The organism is Streptomyces sp. NPDC052023 (assembly GCF_044548465.1).
Taxonomy (GTDB): domain Bacteria; phylum Actinomycetota; class Actinomycetes; order Streptomycetales; family Streptomycetaceae; genus Streptomyces.
On record NZ_JBIUBW010000033.1, the window covers coordinates 12,171 to 28,641 of the forward strand.

Below are 16,471 nucleotides of genomic sequence, written 5' to 3' on the forward strand. Positions count from 1 at the left end.
TTGCACACACCCATGTGCCTTATGTACGGCCTCCCATACTGGCCCATCATGGCGCTGCGCCCAAGACGTAAGAAGTGGAGGTGCCGGCGTTGAAGGTGGAAATCTGGTCCGACCTCACGTGTCCGTGGTGTGGTCTGGGCAGCCATCGTCTCGACAAGGCTGTGGAGCGGTTCGCCCATGGCGGCGACATCGAAGTCGTCCACCGCTCGTTCCCGCTGGACCCCGATCTGCCGAGCAGCCCCGCGGTGCCCACCCGGCAGCTGCTGAAGCAGAAGTACGGGATGGACGACGCCCAGGCGGAGGCGGCCGCCCGCCGGGTCGAGGACTTGGCCGAGCGGGAAGGGCTGAGGCCGTACGTCGTCCTGGAGAACAAGAAGGCCAACACTCAACTGGCCCATGAGTTCCTTGCCCATGCCTCCGCCCAGGGCAAGCACGCGGAGGCGTGGCACCTGGGCTTTCGCGCCTACTTCGGCGAGGTCCGCTCCCTGTTCGACGTGGACGCCCTGCTCGAACTGAGCGACGAACTCGGACTGGATCGGAATGAGACCCGCCAGGCCCTCGCCGACCGCCGTTTTCGGCAGCAGGTCCAGGACGAGACCCGCCGCGCCAAGGAGCTCGGCGCCCGGGGGGCACCCTTCCTGGTCATCGACGGCCGGTACGCGATCTCCGGCGCGCGGGACGCCGACACACTCCTCGGCGTTTTTCAGCAGGTATGGGACGCCACCCACTCGCCGCTCATCCAGACCCCGGTCGAGGACACGGACGGGATCTGCGGTCCGGAGGGATGCGCACTGCCTGCCGATCACGTCGCAGGTGGCTGAGCGTTCTTCGCTGCTCCACTGCCCTCGAAGTCCGGGGGTTCGCATCGAAGCGCGGCCCCTCTTTCCCTCACCCCATACGACAGGAAGCGTTTGTCATGTCCTACCTGCTGCACGTCGACTCCTCCTCCCTTGGTACCGCTTCGGTCTCCCGTCAGGTCGCCGACTCCTTCCGGGACGCCTGGACGGGCGAGGTCGTCCATCGGGACCTCGCCGCCTCCCCCGTACCGCACCTGAGCGCTGCGGCCATATCCGCCCAGTTGACGGACCCCGCCGAGCGCACCGCGGAGCAGGCCGCAGCTGCCGGCGTTCAGGATGAACTCATCGCGGAGTTCCTCGGGGCGAGTGCCTACCTGTTCACCGTGCCGATGTACAACCGCACCATGCCCTCGGTGTTCAAGGCCTGGCTCGACCAGGTCATCGTCGTCGGCCGGACCATCAGCCGCACCGGCGCCGCCCCCGCCGCCGACCGCCCGGCCGTGCTGATCTCCGCCCGGGGCGGCGGCTACGGCCCCGGCACCCCCAACGAGGGCAAGGACTTCCTCGTCCCGACCCTGGAGTCCATCCTGGGTGACCCGGCCTACCTCAGCCTCGACGTCACCACCCTTACCGCCGAGCTGACCAAGGCCCCTGTCGTCCCGGCACTCGCCCACCTCATCCCCGCTCACGAGGCCTCCCTCGCCAACGCCCACGAGCAGGCGCGCCTGCAGGCCGAGAAGATCAGCCAGCAGCTCACCGCCTGAGTCACCCGCTCTGCGAGTCGACCACGGCCGCGGCCGGTTCCACGCTGCGGCCGTGGCTCGGCGGCCTTTGACGGGCCTGAACCGCCACGGCGGGCAAACAGCTCCGCACCCGCTATGAGCGCCGCGCCGATCTCCACAAGACTCTGCTCGCTCTGACCTGCAGCCTCATATGCTTCCGCCGCTTGCGAACCTCGTCCTGGAACGATGCTGCACTGCTTCGGCTATGTCGGCTGGTAGGCGCTGACCGAGTCGGCCATGGGCGGGTCTGTACGGTCTTCGGTGTAACTTCCGATCATGGAAGTAGCACCTGATGAGCGACGTGACTTGTCTCTGCCGAGGCGGTTGAAGAGGTCCGGCCGGCCGAGTTGGCGGCGGACGTGCTGGACGAGCAATTGATCGGGCAGTTGGTCGACCGGGCCTGCGCGAGCGGCCTGCAGCTGACCGGTGAGGGCGGCCTGCTGCAGCAACTGACCAAACGCGTGCTGGAGTCCGCGCTCGAAGGCGAGATCACCGACCACCTCGGCTACGAGAAGCACGACCCGGCCGGTGCCGGCAGCGGCAACAGCCGCAACGGCACCCGGTCCAAGACCGTGCTGACCGACATCGGCCCGGTTCAGATCAAGGTGCCACGTGACCGCGACGGCAGCTTCGAGCCGCAGATCGTCAAGAAACGGCAGAGGCGCCTGACCGGCGTCGACGAGATGGTCCTGTCGCTGTCCGCACGTGGCCTGACGCACGGTGACATCTCCGCCCACCTGGCCGAGGTCTACGGTGCGAGCGTGTCCAAGCAGACCATCTCGACCATCATCGACAAGGTCATGGACGGGATGGCCGAGTGGCAGAACCGGCCGCTGGACCCGGTCTCCCCGGTGATCTTCATCGACTGTGTGCACGTGAAGGTACGCGACGGGCAGGTGGCGAACCGGCCGATCTACGTCGCCCTGGCGGTCACAGTGGACGGCACCCGCGACATCCTCGGCCTGTGGGCCGGCGACGGCGGCGAGGGCGCCAAGTACTGGCTCCAGGTCCTGACCGAGATCAAGAACCGCGGCGTCGAGGACGTGTGCATGGTCGTCTGCGACGGGCTCAAGGGCCTGCCCGACTCCATCTCGGCCGTCTGGCCCCAGGCGGTCACCCAGACCTGTGTGGTCCACCTGATCCGGGCCTCGTTCCGCTACGCAGGGCCGCCAGGACTGGGACAAGATCTCCCGCGCGCTCAAGCCCGTCTGCACGGCTCCGACCGCGAGCGCGGCGGAAGACCGGTTCCTGGAGTTCCAGGAGGAATGGGGCGCCAAGTATCCCGCGATCGTGCGGCTTCGGGAGAACGCCTGGGCCGAGTTCGTGCCCTTCCTCCAGTTCGACACTGAGATCCGCCGCGTCGTCTGCACCACCAACGCGATCAAGTCGGTAAACGCTCGCATACGGAAAGCCGTCCGGGCCCGCGCGCACTTCCCGAACGAGGCTGCAGCCCTCAAATGTGTCTACATGGGCGTCATGAGCCTCGACCCCACCGGCCAGAGACGCAAACGCTGGACCATGCGCTGGAAGCTGGCCCTGCAGGCTTTCGACATCGCCTTCGACGGCCGACTCTCCGTCGGCCGCCGCTAACTCACACCACCCGAGTTACACCGTCGGCTGGACAGACCCTATTGTCGAAGCCCACCGACAAGACCAAATAGGAAAAACCGGTGGACGTCGTCGGGATACTTGGCAGTAGAGGCGGTCGCTGGCGGTCCTTCATCCGGACGCGGCGTTTCGGCAATCAGTTTGGATGGCTGTCCTAAAGCGTTCCGCAGTGAACGCGCGCTTGCCGGCTGCGGTCCCCATCGTGGCCGATGGGGCGCCGGTGGAGTGGGGACCTGCGTCGGTTTCCCACGAAATCCGGTGGAGTCTCAGCGGCCGGAAGTGGTTGGGTCCTGCTCAATGCTTCGCTGACGGGCACAGTGCGAGGCGCAAGGTCCGCATCGCAGGCGCGGTCTAGCCCGCGTGCCGTCGAGTGATGGAGGTTATCGCGGTGGCTGGTTATGGGGCGCTTTCCGACGTATACGAGTGGCTGATCGGGGACGACAGGTTGACCCCCGCCAAGGCAGCCGCGGTCTACTACAGCGATGTCGTGGGCTCTCTGCCGCCCAACGCGCGCGCCCTTGACTGCGCGTGTGGAACCGGCCAGCTCGCCGTCGGTCTTGCGAGTCTTGGCCTTGACGTGGTCGCGGCAGACGCCAGCAATGGGATGGTTCGCCGGACCGAGAAGGCCGCCGACGAGCAGGGTGTCTCGCTTCGAGCCCTCCGCGCGAGCTGGGACGAGCTGCCCGACCACCTGGAGGACTCCACGTTCGATCTGGTGTTCTGCGTCGGCAACTCGCTCGGGCACGCTGAGGGCGCAGCCGGGTGCCTGACCGCACTGGAAGCGATGTCGCGGCTGCTGAGTCCGGGCGGACGCCTCGTGCTCACGTCACGCAACTGGGAGCTGGTGCGTTCCGCCGGCTCACGGGTAGACGTCCGCGATCGACTCATCCGCCGCAACGACCGCGATGCGGTCGTCAGCTACTACTGGCAGATCGAACAGCGATGGGAGCAGGAACACTTCCTTGAGATCGTGGTCGCCCAGATCGAGCCGGATGGGGTAGTGCGAGCCTGCTCGGAGCGGTTGTCCATCTGGCCCTACCGGTACGAGGACCTCGTGGCGCAATTGCGGAGCGTTGGGCTCACGGTGCAGTCCACCACCTTCGACCCCGAGAGCGATGGATACCTGGTGGTCGCCAGCCGCGACCAGGCGCGAGGCACGTCTGAGCCGGCGCGCTGATCCGCCTTTCCTCGTTGTCGTTGCCGACCTGCCGGCTCGCGACCGCCTGCAGCGGGTTCTTCGCGCAGTGTTGAGCGCTTGAAGCGGTTGCTGCGGTCGCTGGGAGACGCTTTCCGCAGGTTCAGCAGGCTGTCAACCGCTCGCATGCGAGGATCCGTGCGCTCGTCGAGCAGGCCATGGCCACCCTCAAGACCTGGCGGGCTCCTGCGCGAAGCTGCGATGTTCCACGACTTGCATCACCAGCCTGGTTCAGGCCGTCCTCACCTTGCATCTGACCTGCTCAAGCTGAGGTTGGAAACAGCTGCACTCCTGACCACTTCGCACAACCGATGGGGCAGCCCCTGGCGCCCGCGGTCGCGATGGCGACCTGTGAGCATCGGGCCTCACCGGCTGTCGGCGGTGGCTGAAGGCGACCGTGGTCAGCTCAGCGCACTAGCTGTGGGTTCGTGGCCCATTGTTCGGCCGACGCCTTCCGGCCCTGGTCAGCGCATCCTCCGCCTGGGCAGCCAGCGCAGTGACGAGGTCGGCGGCGCCAGGTAGATCGGTGATGAGGTCGACTGCCTCGCCCGCCCAGACCGGCAGAGGCGGAATCGCTCCTTGTGCCACGTCGGCCTGGTAGTCCTGACGTACCTGGGAATCGCCGGCCAACTCGGCCTCCCGACCACGCCAACGTTCGAGATAGGGGTGGGCGAGAGTACGGGCGGTGTACTTCCCGGTCGGCCAGTCCGCGCCCCGGGCGATGTCCAGCACGGTGCTGCGTTCGGTGTCCTGTCCGCGTCCTTCGAGGAGCGCCTGGCTGATGGAGGGGGCGACCAGGGCCTCGGCCGTGGCCTGGAAGCGGGTGCCGATGAGAGCTCCGGCGGAACCCAGGGCCAGGGCTGCGGCGACGCCGCGGCCGTCGGCGATCCCGCCCGCTGCCAGGACCGGTACGGGTGCCGCGAGGTCCACCACGAGCGGCACGAACGGGAGCGTGGAGCGCCCGCGGCGGGCACCGTGACCACCGCTCTCGGTTCCCTGCGCCACGATGACATCGGCGCCCACGTCCACGGCCTGCCTGGCCTCGTCAAGATCGGTGACCTGCACGATCAGCACCGCGCCCGACCGGCGGATCCGGTCGACGAAGGGGCTGGGATCGCCGAAGGACAGCATCACTGCCGCAGGGCCGAACTCCAGCGCCTGCTCCACCGCGTCAGCATTGATCGCCCAGCTCAGAAAGCCCACTCCCCAAGGCTGGTCGGTTCCCTCTGCGACGATCGGCAGCTCTCGCTCCAGCCAAGCCCGGTCCCCGTACCCACCGCCCAGCAGTCCGAGGCCGCCTGCTCGGGAGACAGCCGATGCAAGCGCACCTCCGGCCGATCCGCCCATCGGTGCCAGCACGATCGGGTGCCGCACGCCCAGCAACTCCGTGAGCTCGGTCGACAAGGCCATGACCACATCATTCCTCCGGCACCAGCGGCAAGGACCGGGCTCGAGGCAACGCGGTCCCCAGGAGCACCACTCCGAGCCGCCAGGCGCGGAGCTCGCGGCGGTTTCGGAAGCCTCCTGTGCCGCCAACGGAGATCGAGCACTCCGTCCGATCCTTCCCTCCGTCCGCGAGCGCGTGGCCGGCATGGGCATCGAGCGGCCCCCTTCATCCAGAGCCAGACAGCCGTGGGCCGCATCGGTCTGACGGGAGCATCGCTCGGCCAGTTCTCGTCAGGCGACCCAGACCGGGGCGTCCGTGCCCCACAGGCCCGCCGGGCGTGCCCAGTTCACCGGCCCTGCCTCGTACGACACCGGCGGCAGCGCGTGCCGCAGCCGGCCCGCCGGGCGTCGTACTGGTCGGCCTGGCTGACCAGTTCGTTCTTCTTGCGCCGCACCTGGTCGCGGGCCTTACCGCGGGCACAAGGGTGAGGTCGACGGTGTAGTCGACGGGAAGTCCAAGGTATCCAGCTGGGCGAAGAGATCCGCGGCGTCCTGGGCTGACCGCGAGTGGGCGTTCCGCCAGCGCCAACTGCGCCTGATAGCCGACATCGGCGTCGCACTCCACCTGCAGACACCGCCGACGCAGCGGCGGCGATGCCTGCACCGCCACCAGGCGTTGCGGCCCGAGCGCGCGAGCCGGTCTGTGCCGGCCAGGTCGTACGCGTTGCCGAGCGCGGGATCGACGCCGCCCACCTGCAGACGGCCTTGCCCGAGGCCGGCGTAGCTGGGGGAGTGCAGGATCTGTGCCCTGAGCGCCCGCCGTGCATATCGCTGGTCTCCGCCTCGGTCAGCAGCGGCTCGGCAAGGCCTCGGTGGAGGGCGTGCTGAATCATCCACACGATGTTCGCCGGGCGGGCCGGACGCAACGCGACGCCGCCGGCGAGCGCGGACTCCACCCGGAAGGCCTGCTCGCGGCAGGAGGTCACCTCGCGGCGCGCTACGGGAGCGGCCCGCTTGGTCGACGCCCCGACGTACAAGCGAGGCCAGGCACATGGTTACCGCGAATGCGTACCCGGCGTATGACCGAATGCGCGCCGGAACACGTCGATGAAGGCGCTGGTGGACGACCAGCCGCACTGGTTCGCCACCTTGGTCACCGGTGTCTGCTCGGCCAGCAGGACCAAGGCGCGGTGGAGGCGCAGCTGGGTGCGCCACTGGGGGAAGGTCATCCCCAGCTCCTTGCTGAACAGGCGTGAGAGTGTCCGGTCGCTCGCTCCAGCCTCTCGGCCCAGTTCGGCGAGTGTGCGGTTGTCCGACGGGTCGGTGCGCAGGAGGTCACAGACCGTTCGCAGCAGTGGGCTGCTCGGGGTCGGCAGGTGCAGGGGCTGCTGCACCGAGATGCGTAGCTGGTCGAGAAGTACCCCGCGCAGTCTCGTCCGCTCCGGGCTGTCGCCGTCCTCAGTGCGCGTATAGGTGATGATCAGCTCGCGCAACAGCGGGCTCACCGCCAGCACGGTGGGGCCGTCCAGACGCAGCGGGTCCTCTCGCGGGGGTAGTCCCACCAGATGCAGTTCGAGATCACCGTGCGCCTGATGGGCGTGGACGGTGCCGGCCGGGACCCAGATGGCGCGAGTCGCCGGGGCGACCCAGGAACCCGCGCTGGTGGTGACGGTCAGCACGCCCCGGCCCGCGTAGACGATCTGATGGTCGTCGTGCCGGTGCGCGTCGATCTCCCCACCGGAGGCCAGTCGCTGGGTGCGGGTGGGGGCCACGGGCGTGTGGCGGACTTCCGTCATTATCTGGCAGCTTATCGGAAGCGCGACGCGCAAAGTGCCGCGCAGGATGACGAGGTGAGAAGAAACCTCTCGATCACCCTGCTGTCCGTCGGGCACGGCTGTGTCGACGTCTATCAGGGGGCCGTCGCCGCCCTCGTGCCCTATTTCGTCGCCGAGCGCGCCTACAGCTACGCGGCCGCCTCGGGCATCGTGCTCGCGGCCTCGCTCCTGTCCTCGGTGGCCCAACCGCTCTTCGGCGTGCTCACCGACCGCCGGGCCATACGCTGGCTGCTCCCGGTCAGCACCCTGCTCGCGGGCCTGGGCATCGCCCTGAGCGGGGTGAGCGACTCCTACGCCGTCACACTCGCGGTCGTCGCGGTCTCCGGGATCGGAGTGGCGGCCTATCACCCGGAGTCCGCGCGGGTGGCCAGGGTCGCCGGCGGCGGCAGCCACAGCGCCATGGGGTGGTTCTCGCTCGGCGGCAACCTCGGCTTCGCGCTGGCCCCGCTCACGGTCGCAGTCGTGGTCGCCGCCGGCGGACTGCGGCTGACACCGTTGCTCCTGCTGCCGGCCGTTGTCGGTGCCGCGCTGTGCCTGCCCGTGCTGCGCGCCCTGGAGACCCGGCTGTCCGACACCGCCAAGGCCCCTGCGACCGGCCGGGACGACACCGCGTCGTTCGTCCGGCTCTCCCTGGCCGTGGTGTGCCGCTCCATCGCGTTCATCGGCCTGGGCACGTTCATCTCGCTGTACGCCACCGAGCGTATGGACGGCAGCAGGGCCGCCGGCACGGCCGCGCTGTTCCTGCTGTACCTGGGAGGGGCGGTGGGCAGCGTCCTCGGCGGTGCGCTGGCAGGCCGCTGGGACCGGGTCCGGGTCTCGCGCTGGTCGTACCTGCTGACCGCCGGGTCGATCGCCGGCCTGGTCTTCGTCGCCGGCCCGGCCTTCTACCTGTTCGTCATCCTCACCTCGGCAGGTCTGTACATCCCGTTCTCGCTCCAGGTCACCCTGGGCCAGGACTACCTGCCCTCGCGGATGGGCACCGCCAGTGGAATCACGCTCGGTCTGACCGTGAGTATCGGCGGCCTGATCAGCCCGGTCATCGGCACCATCGCCGACAGGACTTCGCTGCAGACCGCCCTGGCCCCCCTGATCCTGATGCCTGTCCTCGCCTGGCTGCTGTTCAAGACCCTGCCCGAACCTGCCGTGCCGGTGTCCGAGGACACGGCACCGAAGGGAGCAGACGCCCATGCCGAACCCTCTTCCGTCCAGCCCGATCTCCGCTGAGGAGCTGGCACATCCACTGAGGCCGGTTACGGAGACAGATGATCCTGTGCTCCGGTCAGCCACGGAGGGATGTCCGCTGGTCGCCTGGGGCTGTACGGCCACCGCGAACACACCGACCTGGAAGCTGTTGTCCGCCCATTCGACGTCAAGTGGCGAGGTCGAGTACTGCAAGTGCAGCTGCGACGCCATCGTGGTGCTCTGCCGCGGCGAGGTGGCCGCGCTCGCTGACCTTCCGGACGGTGACGGGCCCGGCGCGCAGGACCGCGGCGAGCGAAGGCCATGAACGGCACGACAACCCCCTGTTTCGGCACGACGTCCATTCGGCTGCACAAGTAAAGAAACCTGAAATTCTCCTCTGTTGAAGTCTCACCATTCGAGAGAGAAGGCAGCTGATCGCAGGGTGAGTTGACGAAAAACAAGCGCTGATGACTCCGGGAAGCTTCGGGCAGTGCGGAGTCATCGCCCTTTCATGTCCTCATAAAGGTACTGCACATGATTTTCCAGCCATTCGGGCGGAGAGTGAGAAACGGCCAGATGACTTGATCTACATCTGGCTACGCCGAACTTTCGGTACGTATGTTGACGCATGGTTGCCATGCATATGCGCGGCAACCGAGGAGCACTCCACGACCTGGAGGAACAGTATGCGCGTCAGCATGTGTGCGGCAGGACAGATGTACGGTGCCGCCAAGCCAGTGGACACTCGAGGGCCGGCCCGCGTGCGGCTCGGAGTGCTGGGTCCTTTGCGCCTTCACGCCGATGATGCGAAGGAACCAATAAGCATCGCGCCCAAAATACGGACGGTACTGGCCGTGCTGGCCATTCACCCTGACCAGTTCGTGTCGGCCGCCGTGCTGATCCGCGAATTATGGTCCGAACAGCCGCCCGTCACCGCACTGCGCACCCTGCAGACGTACGTCCTCAGCATCCGTAAGGAGCTCTCCAGGCTCACGGGGCTCAAGCCCGTGGACGTCGCGGACCAGCTGCTGTCCACCCGGGACAACGGCTACTGCCTGCACAGTTCCGATCTGCGGCTGGACTGGCTGGAGTTCATGCGACTGGCCGACCAGGGCCGCCGGAGCCTGCGGACCGGTGACAGCCACACCGGTATCCGGGAACTGGAACAGGCGCTGGGCACATGGCGCGGCAGCGTCCTCACGGACGTTCCCAACGGAGCTTTGCTTGAGTCGCGCAGGCTGATGCTGGAAGAGTCACGGCTCGACACGATCGAGACGCTGATCGACGCCCGCATCGAGGCCGGCCTTCATCACGAGGTGATCGCCGAGCTCGCCGCTCTCACCAGCGAGCACCCCTATCACGAGGGTCTGCACGCCCAGTACATGCGCGCTCTGGCACTCAACGGGCGCCGTGCGGCGGCTCTCGAGATATTCGTGCGCCTGCGTACCCGGCTGATAGACGAGATCGGAATCGAACCGGGTTATCCACTGCAGCAACTGCAGCGCACGATACTCGACTCGCATAAAGCCGCGCACACGTCACTCACTTTCGCCGCGATGGGAGAACCGGTCGCGGCGAAGTAGGAAATCCTCCCCCCTCGCACGCTGGGGCCTGCCCTCATAAGGGCAGGCCCCTTCGTATACGCGTGCCCGCCTCCGGCCCCACCTGGCTCTTGAGCGTTTCTCGTCATAGATCTCGACAGGCCGGTGCGACGGTTGAAGTGCAGAAGCGAGGCATCAGCCCGTGCCCGGTCCTTGCCGACCGAGCCCCGTCCGTTCGAAGGGACGTCATGACCGTCATCTCCGCGGCGCACGAACTCCTCGACGGCGACGTGTACATCGATCTGCGAGCCAGCCTGGGGCTTCCCCTTCACCTCAAGTGCGAAGGGTTCAACTTCGCTGGCTCCATCAAGATCCAGCCTGCCGTCCGGATGGTCGAGGAGGCCCAGCGCGACGGGCTGATGGGGACGGACTCAATCCTGATCGAGTCCTCCTCGGGCAATCTCGGTGTGGCCCTCGCCGTCATCGCGGCCTCCAAGGGCCTGAAGTTCGTCTGCGTCACCGACCCGCACTGCAACCCGGCCACGGTGGCGCTGATCCGGACCCTCGGCGCGGAGGTCGTCACCGTGGACCAGCCCGACGCCTCCGGCAGCTACCTCGGCGCCCGCAAGGCCTACGTCCGCGAGACCTGCGCGCGTGATCCGCGGCACATCTGGCTCAACCAGTACGAGAACCCGGCGAACTGGATCGCGCACTACGAGAACACCGCCGCCCTGCTGGCGAAGGACTTCCCCGACCTCGACACCCTGTTCATCGGCACGGGAACCGGGGGGACCCTGATGGGCTGCGCCCGGTACTTCCGTGAGCACCGGCCGGAAACCCGCATCATCGCCGTCGACAGCGTGGGCTCGGTGAGCTTCGCCGGCGTCCCCGGCCCGAGGCACATCCCCGGACTCGGTGCCAGCGCGCCGATGCCGCTGATCGACCCGGTCCTCGTCGACGAGGTCATCCGCATCCATGAGGTCGACACCATCCACACCTGCCGCAGGCTCGCCGCCCGCGGACTCCTCCTCGGAGGCTCCTCCGGCACGGTGATCACTGCCGCCGCCCAGTGGTTCGCCCACCACGGCGGTGCCACGCGCACGGCCGTGGCCATCGCACCGGACCTGGGAGAGCGCTACATCAGCACGATCTACAACGACACCTGGGTCGGCCGTCACTACGGCCAGGACGACCTGCACAAGATTCTGGAGACATCGTGATCGAGCAGACCACAGCCCCCCAGTTCTGCGTGGTCCCGGGGAACATCGTGCACGAGGTGCTCGACGGACGGCAGACGGAGGTCATCGACCTCGTGGAGAGCGCCTACCGCCTGCACGGAGAGGGCCGTACGGTGAACCCGCCGTCGTACTTCCTGAGGTTCCCCGGCCGATCCACGGCCCGCATCATCGCCCTGCCCGCCTCGGTCGGCGGTAGCCGGCCGGTCGACGGCATCAAGTGGATCTCCAGCTTCCCCTCCAACCTCGACCGTGGCTTACCCCGCGCCTCCGCGGTCCTGATCCTGAACGACCCCGAGACCGGATATCCGTACGCCTGCCTGGAGAGCTCGATCATCAGCGCCGTGCGGACGGCCGCTTCCGCTGCCGTCGCGGCCCGCGCCCTCGGCGAGAACCGGCCCGCACCCCGGCGCGTCGGCTACCTCGGGACCGGCCTCATCGCCCGCTACGTGCACGCATACCTGACCGCGCTGGGCCGGGCCCCGGCCGAGTACGCCGTCCACGACCTGTCCGCCGTGTACGCGGGCCAGTTCGCCGAGTACCTGAGGACAACGGCCGGCACGCCGGTCCATGTGCTGGACTCCGCCGAGGAACTGGTCCGCTCCAGCGACGTCGTCGTCTGCGCGACCACCGCGGCCACGCCGCATCTGCTCGAACCTGCCTGGTTCGCCCACCACCCGCTGGTGCTGCACCTGTCCCTGCGCGACCTGGGCACTGATGTCGTCCTGGACAGCTGCAACGTGGTGGACGACGTCGAGCACGTCCTCAAGGCCGACACCTCGGTCCACCTGGCCGAACAGCGCACCGGCGGGAGGGACTTCCTGGACGGCACCCTGTACGACGTGCTGACCGGGGCGCTGAAGACACCGGCCGACCGCACGGTGGTCTTCTCCCCGTTCGGGCTCGGTGTCCTGGACCTGACGGTCGGGGAGCATGTGCGCCTCCGTGCCGAGGAGAGCGGCCTGCTGAGGCCGGTCGAAGGGTTCTTCCACGACCTCGACAGGCACAGCGCCCCGCTCCCGGAAGGGATCCGGCGATGACATCCCTTCCCCCACGCACCGCAACGGCGCCGGTCAGGGCTGAACTTCCCCTGGTGCCTGGCGCCGTCGAGCGGGCCCGGAAGCTCGCCCTGCGCCACACCCGCGCCCTCGACACGGGGACCGCCCTGCTGGACCACGTCATCGGTCACGGCGAACGCGGCCCGGACCGGCCGGCCGTCGTCGACGGTGAGCGGACGGTGAGCTACAGGGAGCTGCTGGGTCTGGTCGCGGTGACACGGGACGCGCTGAACGCGGCCGGAGTGAGGGCCGGCGACACCGTGGCCGCCCTGGGGGGCCGCAGCGTCCACACCCCGGTCGTCTTCCTCGCCCTGGAGGCCCTGGGCGCCTCGTATCTGCCCCTGGACCAGAACTGGCCGGAGGTTCGGGTCCGGGACGTACTCGCCCGCAGCAGGGCCAGGCTACTGGTCGACTACAGCGACGGCACCGCGCACGCAGCGCGGGCGGCCGCCGTCGCCGAGAAGACCACGATCCTGCCGCTGCCGCAAGGAGGCGCCGGTGCCATGCCGCCGACCCGGGCCGGCGACCGCTCCCATGAAGTCCGGTACACCATCTTCACCTCCGGTACCACCGGCCGCCCCAAGGGCGCGACGGTTGAGCACCAAGGCATGATCAACCATCTGTGGGCCAAGGCAACCGACCTGGCACTGGGCCCGGACGACGCGGTCGCGTTCACCGCGCCGCTGGTCTTCGACATCTCCATCTGGCAGATGCTGTGCCCGTTACTCGTCGGCGGACGGCTGGTCGTCGTGGGCGACGACGCCATGCGGCTGCCCCGCTGGCTCATCGGTGCCCTGGACACGGCGGCCGTCACGGTGGTGGAACTCGTCCCCACCGTCATCGGCTGGCTCGTGGACCACCTGGACCGGGCCGGTGGCGACAAGGGGCTGCCCGAGCTGCGCTGGCTGCTGTCCACCGGCGAGGAGCTGTATCCAGCGCTCGCGGAACGCGCCCTGAGGACCCTGCCTCATGTGTCCGTGGTCAACGCCTACGGTCCGACGGAGTGCTCCGACGACGTGACCCACCACGTGGTGACGGACGCCGATCTCACCGATGCCCGGTTGCCCGTGGGCGCCCCCATCGTCAACACCGCGCTCTACGTGCTGGTCGAGGAGGGGGAAGGCGGCCGGTGGCGGGCGGCAGAACCCGGTGAGAGCGGGGAGCTGTTCGTCGGCGGTACGGGCGTGGGCCTGGGGTATCTCAACGACCCCGACACCACGGACCGGGTCTTCTTCCGCGACCCCTTCGATGCCGGATCGCCCACCGGACGCCTGTACCGGACGGGAGATCTGGCCCGCGCCGACGGCGGCGTCGTGTACTACCTCGGCCGCGGTGACCGCCAGGTGAAGGTGGCCGGTGTCCGGATGGAACTCGGCGAGATCGAGGTCGTCCTGAGCAGGCACCCGGCCGTGGACCAGTGCGCGGTCGTCGTCGCCGGCGAGGGCGAGCGCGCTGAACTGGTCGCCCACTACAGCACCCGCACCCCCGTCGGCACCACGGTGCTGCAGGAGGCGCTGAGCACACAACTGCCGGCCGCGATGGTGCCCCGCCGCTGGCGGGAGTGGGAGGCACTGCCCCTGACCCATAACGGAAAGATCGACCACAGGTCGCTGCACGCGGCCACCGGCCCCGGAAAGCAGGCATCGTGACGACCACGCCGCTCAACTTCACGTCATCGCAGCCGCCCGCACCCAAAGGCCGCCAGGCGTCGGCATCCGTCGCCGAGCGTGTCGCCTCCGTGGCTCACGTCGCACAGGAGCACCTGGAGGCCACCGACCGCGACGCCTCCTTCCCCCGGCACGCGCTCCGGCAGATGCGCTCCACCGGTCTGCTCGGGCTCCTCGTGCCCGCAGAGTACGGCGGCCTGGCGGGCACCGTCGGGGACCTGATCGACGCAAGCATGGCCCTGGGCCGTGTCGACATGTCCGTCGGGATGATCTTCGCCATGCACTGCCAGCAGTCCGAGGCGATCGTCCGGTACGCCGCATCGCCCCTGCGGGAGGACCTGCTCCACCGGCTCGCGGCCGGCGACCTCTACCTGGCCTCGGTGACCACCGAACCGGGCAAGGGCGGCCACCTGTTCCGCTCGTACGCGCCTCTGCACGAGTCCGGAGACGCCCTGCGGATCGACCGGGTCGCACCGATCGTGACGGGTGGCGCCGAGGCGGACGGGTTCCTCATCACCATGCGCAGCCCGCATGCGACCGCCGACCACCACGTCTCCCTCGTGTACGCCCACCGGCACCAGCTGACCGTGGAGGGCAGCGGAGTGTGGAACCCGATGGGCATGCGTGCCAGCCACAGCCTGCCCCTGACGCTCACCGGGTCGATTCCCCCGCACCAGGTGATCGGTGAGCACGGGGCCTTCCACCGGATCGCCCAGTCCGTGTTCGGTCCTTTGGCCCACATCGGCTGGTCCGCGGTCTGGCTCGGCACAGCGGCAGGGGCCCTGTCCCGCGTGCTGCGGCTGCTGCGCGACCCGGCCGGCCGCAAACGCTTCGACCTGGGCTCCGAACTTCTGATGACCCGGCTGTCCCGGGCCAGGCAGCGGCTCGACACCGTGCATGCCCTGCTCCGGCGCACCGAGTCCCTGATGGCCGGCGACACCGACGTGTCCGGCACAAGCAGCCAGCTGCTGCTGAACAGTCTGAAGATCACCGCGGCCGAGGAGTGCTACCGGGCCGTCGACGAACTGGTGGACGCGGTCGGACTGCGCCACGGCTACCTGCGCGACTCGCCGACCCGACTGGAGAAGAGCCTGCGCGACCTGCGGTCGGCCGCGCTCAACTACAGCAACGACCGACTGCACCTCGCCGACGGGCAGCTGTGCTTGCTCGACCCGGACGTCCGCTTCGCCTGACCGCACCGGCCCACCGCTGGGCGTAACAGCCCCGGCCGCCACCCCCGTTCACGGCTCCCCCCGCATCCCGCGCCCACCTCCGGCACCGCCCCCCGGAATTCGCCTTACGCCTCCGCATCCTGTACTCACACCCGAGGACTCTTCATGCCTGAAAGCGAGCAGAAAACCTCCCACGAGAACTGGAACACCGCGCTGCGCTACATCGCCGGCCGGAAAGCCGCCGAGGAATCCCTCGGATTCCTCGCCCACATCAGCGCCACCGTGCAGCAGACTCCGCAACTGAAGGAAGTCGTACCGGCGGTGGCCAAGGCCTGCGTCCCGTTCCTCGCCTCCGCCGTCTCACTCGGCGCCCTCGCTACCCACTCCCAGCTCGTCGTCCAGTCGCCGACCGGGTACTCCACCGCCCTGGAGGGAGTGCGCGGCCTCCTTTCCGGCAACGGCACCGGGAAGCTCGTGATCAGCACCCACGAGAGCCTGGCGCAGCAGACCGACTCCGACCACCTGGCGCGGCTGCGCCAGTGGCAGGCGGACTCCGCGGTCGCCCTCCCCATGACCTACCGTGGTCTGCACGGGGGCCACCTGATCGCGCTGCGCGGTCCGGAACACCGGCGTGGTCCGATCAGCGCCGCGGACATCGCGCTCATCTCGGAGGTGGCCGACCGGGTCGCCGCGTTCAACGCCTTTGTCACGCAGCGGTCCGGCGTGGACGGCGCGTGATGGCCGCCACCTGGCAGGACGTCCGCTCCTGGATCCTCCAGCGCAATCCCGGACTCTCCGAGGACGACGTGCGCCCGGAGACCGACATCATCGAGTCACGGATCGTCGATTCCCTGCAATTCGTCGAACTTGTCCTCCACATCGAGGAATTGCGCGGCGAAATGATGGAGTTCACCGAGGTCGACCTCGACTCCTTCCGCACGCTCAACGACATCGAGAAGAACTTCCTTTCCGTCTAGCAGGAGAAACCACCACAGAGCACGGGGAGGTGACAT

At 68.5% G+C, this 16,471-nt stretch carries 13 protein-coding genes and 4 pseudogenes; 14 read left to right on the forward strand and 3 right to left on the reverse strand.

Going from position 1 to position 16,471, the window contains the following annotated elements; all coding sequences use genetic code 11:
- Nucleotides 1-95 precede the first annotated feature (95 nt).
- From ACIHCM_RS35890 to ACIHCM_RS35915, 6 genes and pseudogenes are all read left to right on the forward strand, one after another.
- Nucleotides 96-821: a DsbA family protein gene (locus ACIHCM_RS35890; RefSeq protein WP_399905813.1), complete on the forward strand. Its 726-nt coding sequence runs from the start codon at nucleotides 96-98 to the stop codon at nucleotides 819-821.
- 95 nt (nucleotides 822-916) lie between these two features.
- Nucleotides 917-1,561, forward strand: coding sequence for an FMN-dependent NADH-azoreductase (locus ACIHCM_RS35895; RefSeq protein WP_399905738.1), 645 nt, complete (start codon nucleotides 917-919; stop codon nucleotides 1,559-1,561).
- 89 nt (nucleotides 1,562-1,650) lie between these two features.
- Nucleotides 1,651-1,752, forward strand: a pseudogene (locus ACIHCM_RS35900) (IS5/IS1182 family transposase); the annotation flags it as partial.
- A 174-nt stretch (nucleotides 1,753-1,926) separates the two neighbouring features.
- Nucleotides 1,927-3,169, forward strand: a pseudogene (locus ACIHCM_RS35905) (IS256 family transposase).
- Nucleotides 3,170-3,560: 391 nt separating this feature from the next.
- Nucleotides 3,561-4,364, forward strand: a complete 804-nt coding sequence (locus ACIHCM_RS35910; protein WP_399905741.1) for a class I SAM-dependent methyltransferase — start codon at nucleotides 3,561-3,563, stop codon at nucleotides 4,362-4,364.
- A gap of 94 nt (nucleotides 4,365-4,458) precedes the next feature.
- Nucleotides 4,459-4,653: pseudogene (locus ACIHCM_RS35915) on the forward strand (transposase family protein); the annotation flags it as partial.
- 143 nt (nucleotides 4,654-4,796) lie between these two features.
- Here ACIHCM_RS35915 and ACIHCM_RS35920 read toward each other — a convergent pair.
- From ACIHCM_RS35920 to ACIHCM_RS35930, 3 genes and pseudogenes are all read right to left on the reverse strand, one after another.
- Entirely contained in the window at nucleotides 4,797-5,792 is a 996-nt protein-coding gene (locus tag ACIHCM_RS35920; protein ID WP_399905744.1) for an NAD(P)H-dependent flavin oxidoreductase, read from the reverse strand.
- 368 nt (nucleotides 5,793-6,160) lie between these two features.
- Nucleotides 6,161-6,781 (reverse strand): annotated as a pseudogene (locus ACIHCM_RS35925) (ATP/GTP-binding protein); the annotation flags it as partial.
- Between the two features lie 42 nt (nucleotides 6,782-6,823).
- A complete protein-coding gene (locus ACIHCM_RS35930) occupies nucleotides 6,824-7,564 on the reverse strand; it encodes an AraC family transcriptional regulator (protein WP_399905747.1) in 741 nt (246 codons plus the stop codon).
- A 54-nt stretch (nucleotides 7,565-7,618) separates the two neighbouring features.
- Here ACIHCM_RS35930 and ACIHCM_RS35935 point away from each other — a divergent pair, with 54 nt between their 5' ends.
- The 8 genes from ACIHCM_RS35935 to ACIHCM_RS35970 all read left to right on the forward strand — a co-directional run bounded on the left by ACIHCM_RS35935 (nucleotide 7,619) and on the right by ACIHCM_RS35970 (nucleotide 16,435).
- Entirely contained in the window at nucleotides 7,619-8,827 is a 1,209-nt protein-coding gene (locus ACIHCM_RS35935) for an MFS transporter (protein WP_399905750.1), read from the forward strand.
- 644 nt (nucleotides 8,828-9,471) lie between these two features.
- Entirely contained in the window at nucleotides 9,472-10,368 is an 897-nt protein-coding gene (locus tag ACIHCM_RS35940) for a BTAD domain-containing putative transcriptional regulator (protein ID WP_399905753.1), read from the forward strand.
- A gap of 206 nt (nucleotides 10,369-10,574) precedes the next feature.
- Complete coding sequence (sbnA, locus tag ACIHCM_RS35945) at nucleotides 10,575-11,546, forward strand: 2,3-diaminopropionate biosynthesis protein SbnA (RefSeq protein WP_399905755.1); 972 nt, start codon at nucleotides 10,575-10,577, stop codon at nucleotides 11,544-11,546.
- Nucleotides 11,543-12,601: a 2,3-diaminopropionate biosynthesis protein SbnB gene (gene sbnB, locus ACIHCM_RS35950; RefSeq protein ID WP_399905757.1), complete on the forward strand. Its 1,059-nt coding sequence runs from the start codon at nucleotides 11,543-11,545 to the stop codon at nucleotides 12,599-12,601. Before sbnA ends, sbnB begins: the two co-directional genes overlap by 4 nt.
- Nucleotides 12,602-12,654: 53 nt before the next feature.
- The gene (locus ACIHCM_RS35955) at nucleotides 12,655-14,268 is read left to right on the forward strand and encodes an amino acid adenylation domain-containing protein (RefSeq protein WP_399905759.1); all 1,614 of its coding nucleotides are present in this window, start codon (nucleotides 12,655-12,657) and stop codon (nucleotides 14,266-14,268) included.
- Complete coding sequence (locus ACIHCM_RS35960) at nucleotides 14,265-15,479, forward strand: acyl-CoA dehydrogenase family protein (protein ID WP_399905762.1); 1,215 nt, start codon at nucleotides 14,265-14,267, stop codon at nucleotides 15,477-15,479. Before ACIHCM_RS35955 ends, ACIHCM_RS35960 begins: the two co-directional genes overlap by 4 nt.
- Before the next feature lie 144 nt (nucleotides 15,480-15,623).
- Entirely contained in the window at nucleotides 15,624-16,196 is a 573-nt protein-coding gene (locus ACIHCM_RS35965) for a hypothetical protein (RefSeq protein WP_399905764.1), read from the forward strand.
- The gene (locus ACIHCM_RS35970; RefSeq protein WP_399905766.1) at nucleotides 16,196-16,435 is read left to right on the forward strand and encodes a phosphopantetheine-binding protein; all 240 of its coding nucleotides are present in this window, start codon (nucleotides 16,196-16,198) and stop codon (nucleotides 16,433-16,435) included. The genes ACIHCM_RS35965 and ACIHCM_RS35970 overlap by 1 nt, the downstream gene beginning before the upstream one ends.
- The last annotated feature ends 36 nt before the right edge of the window (nucleotides 16,436-16,471 follow it).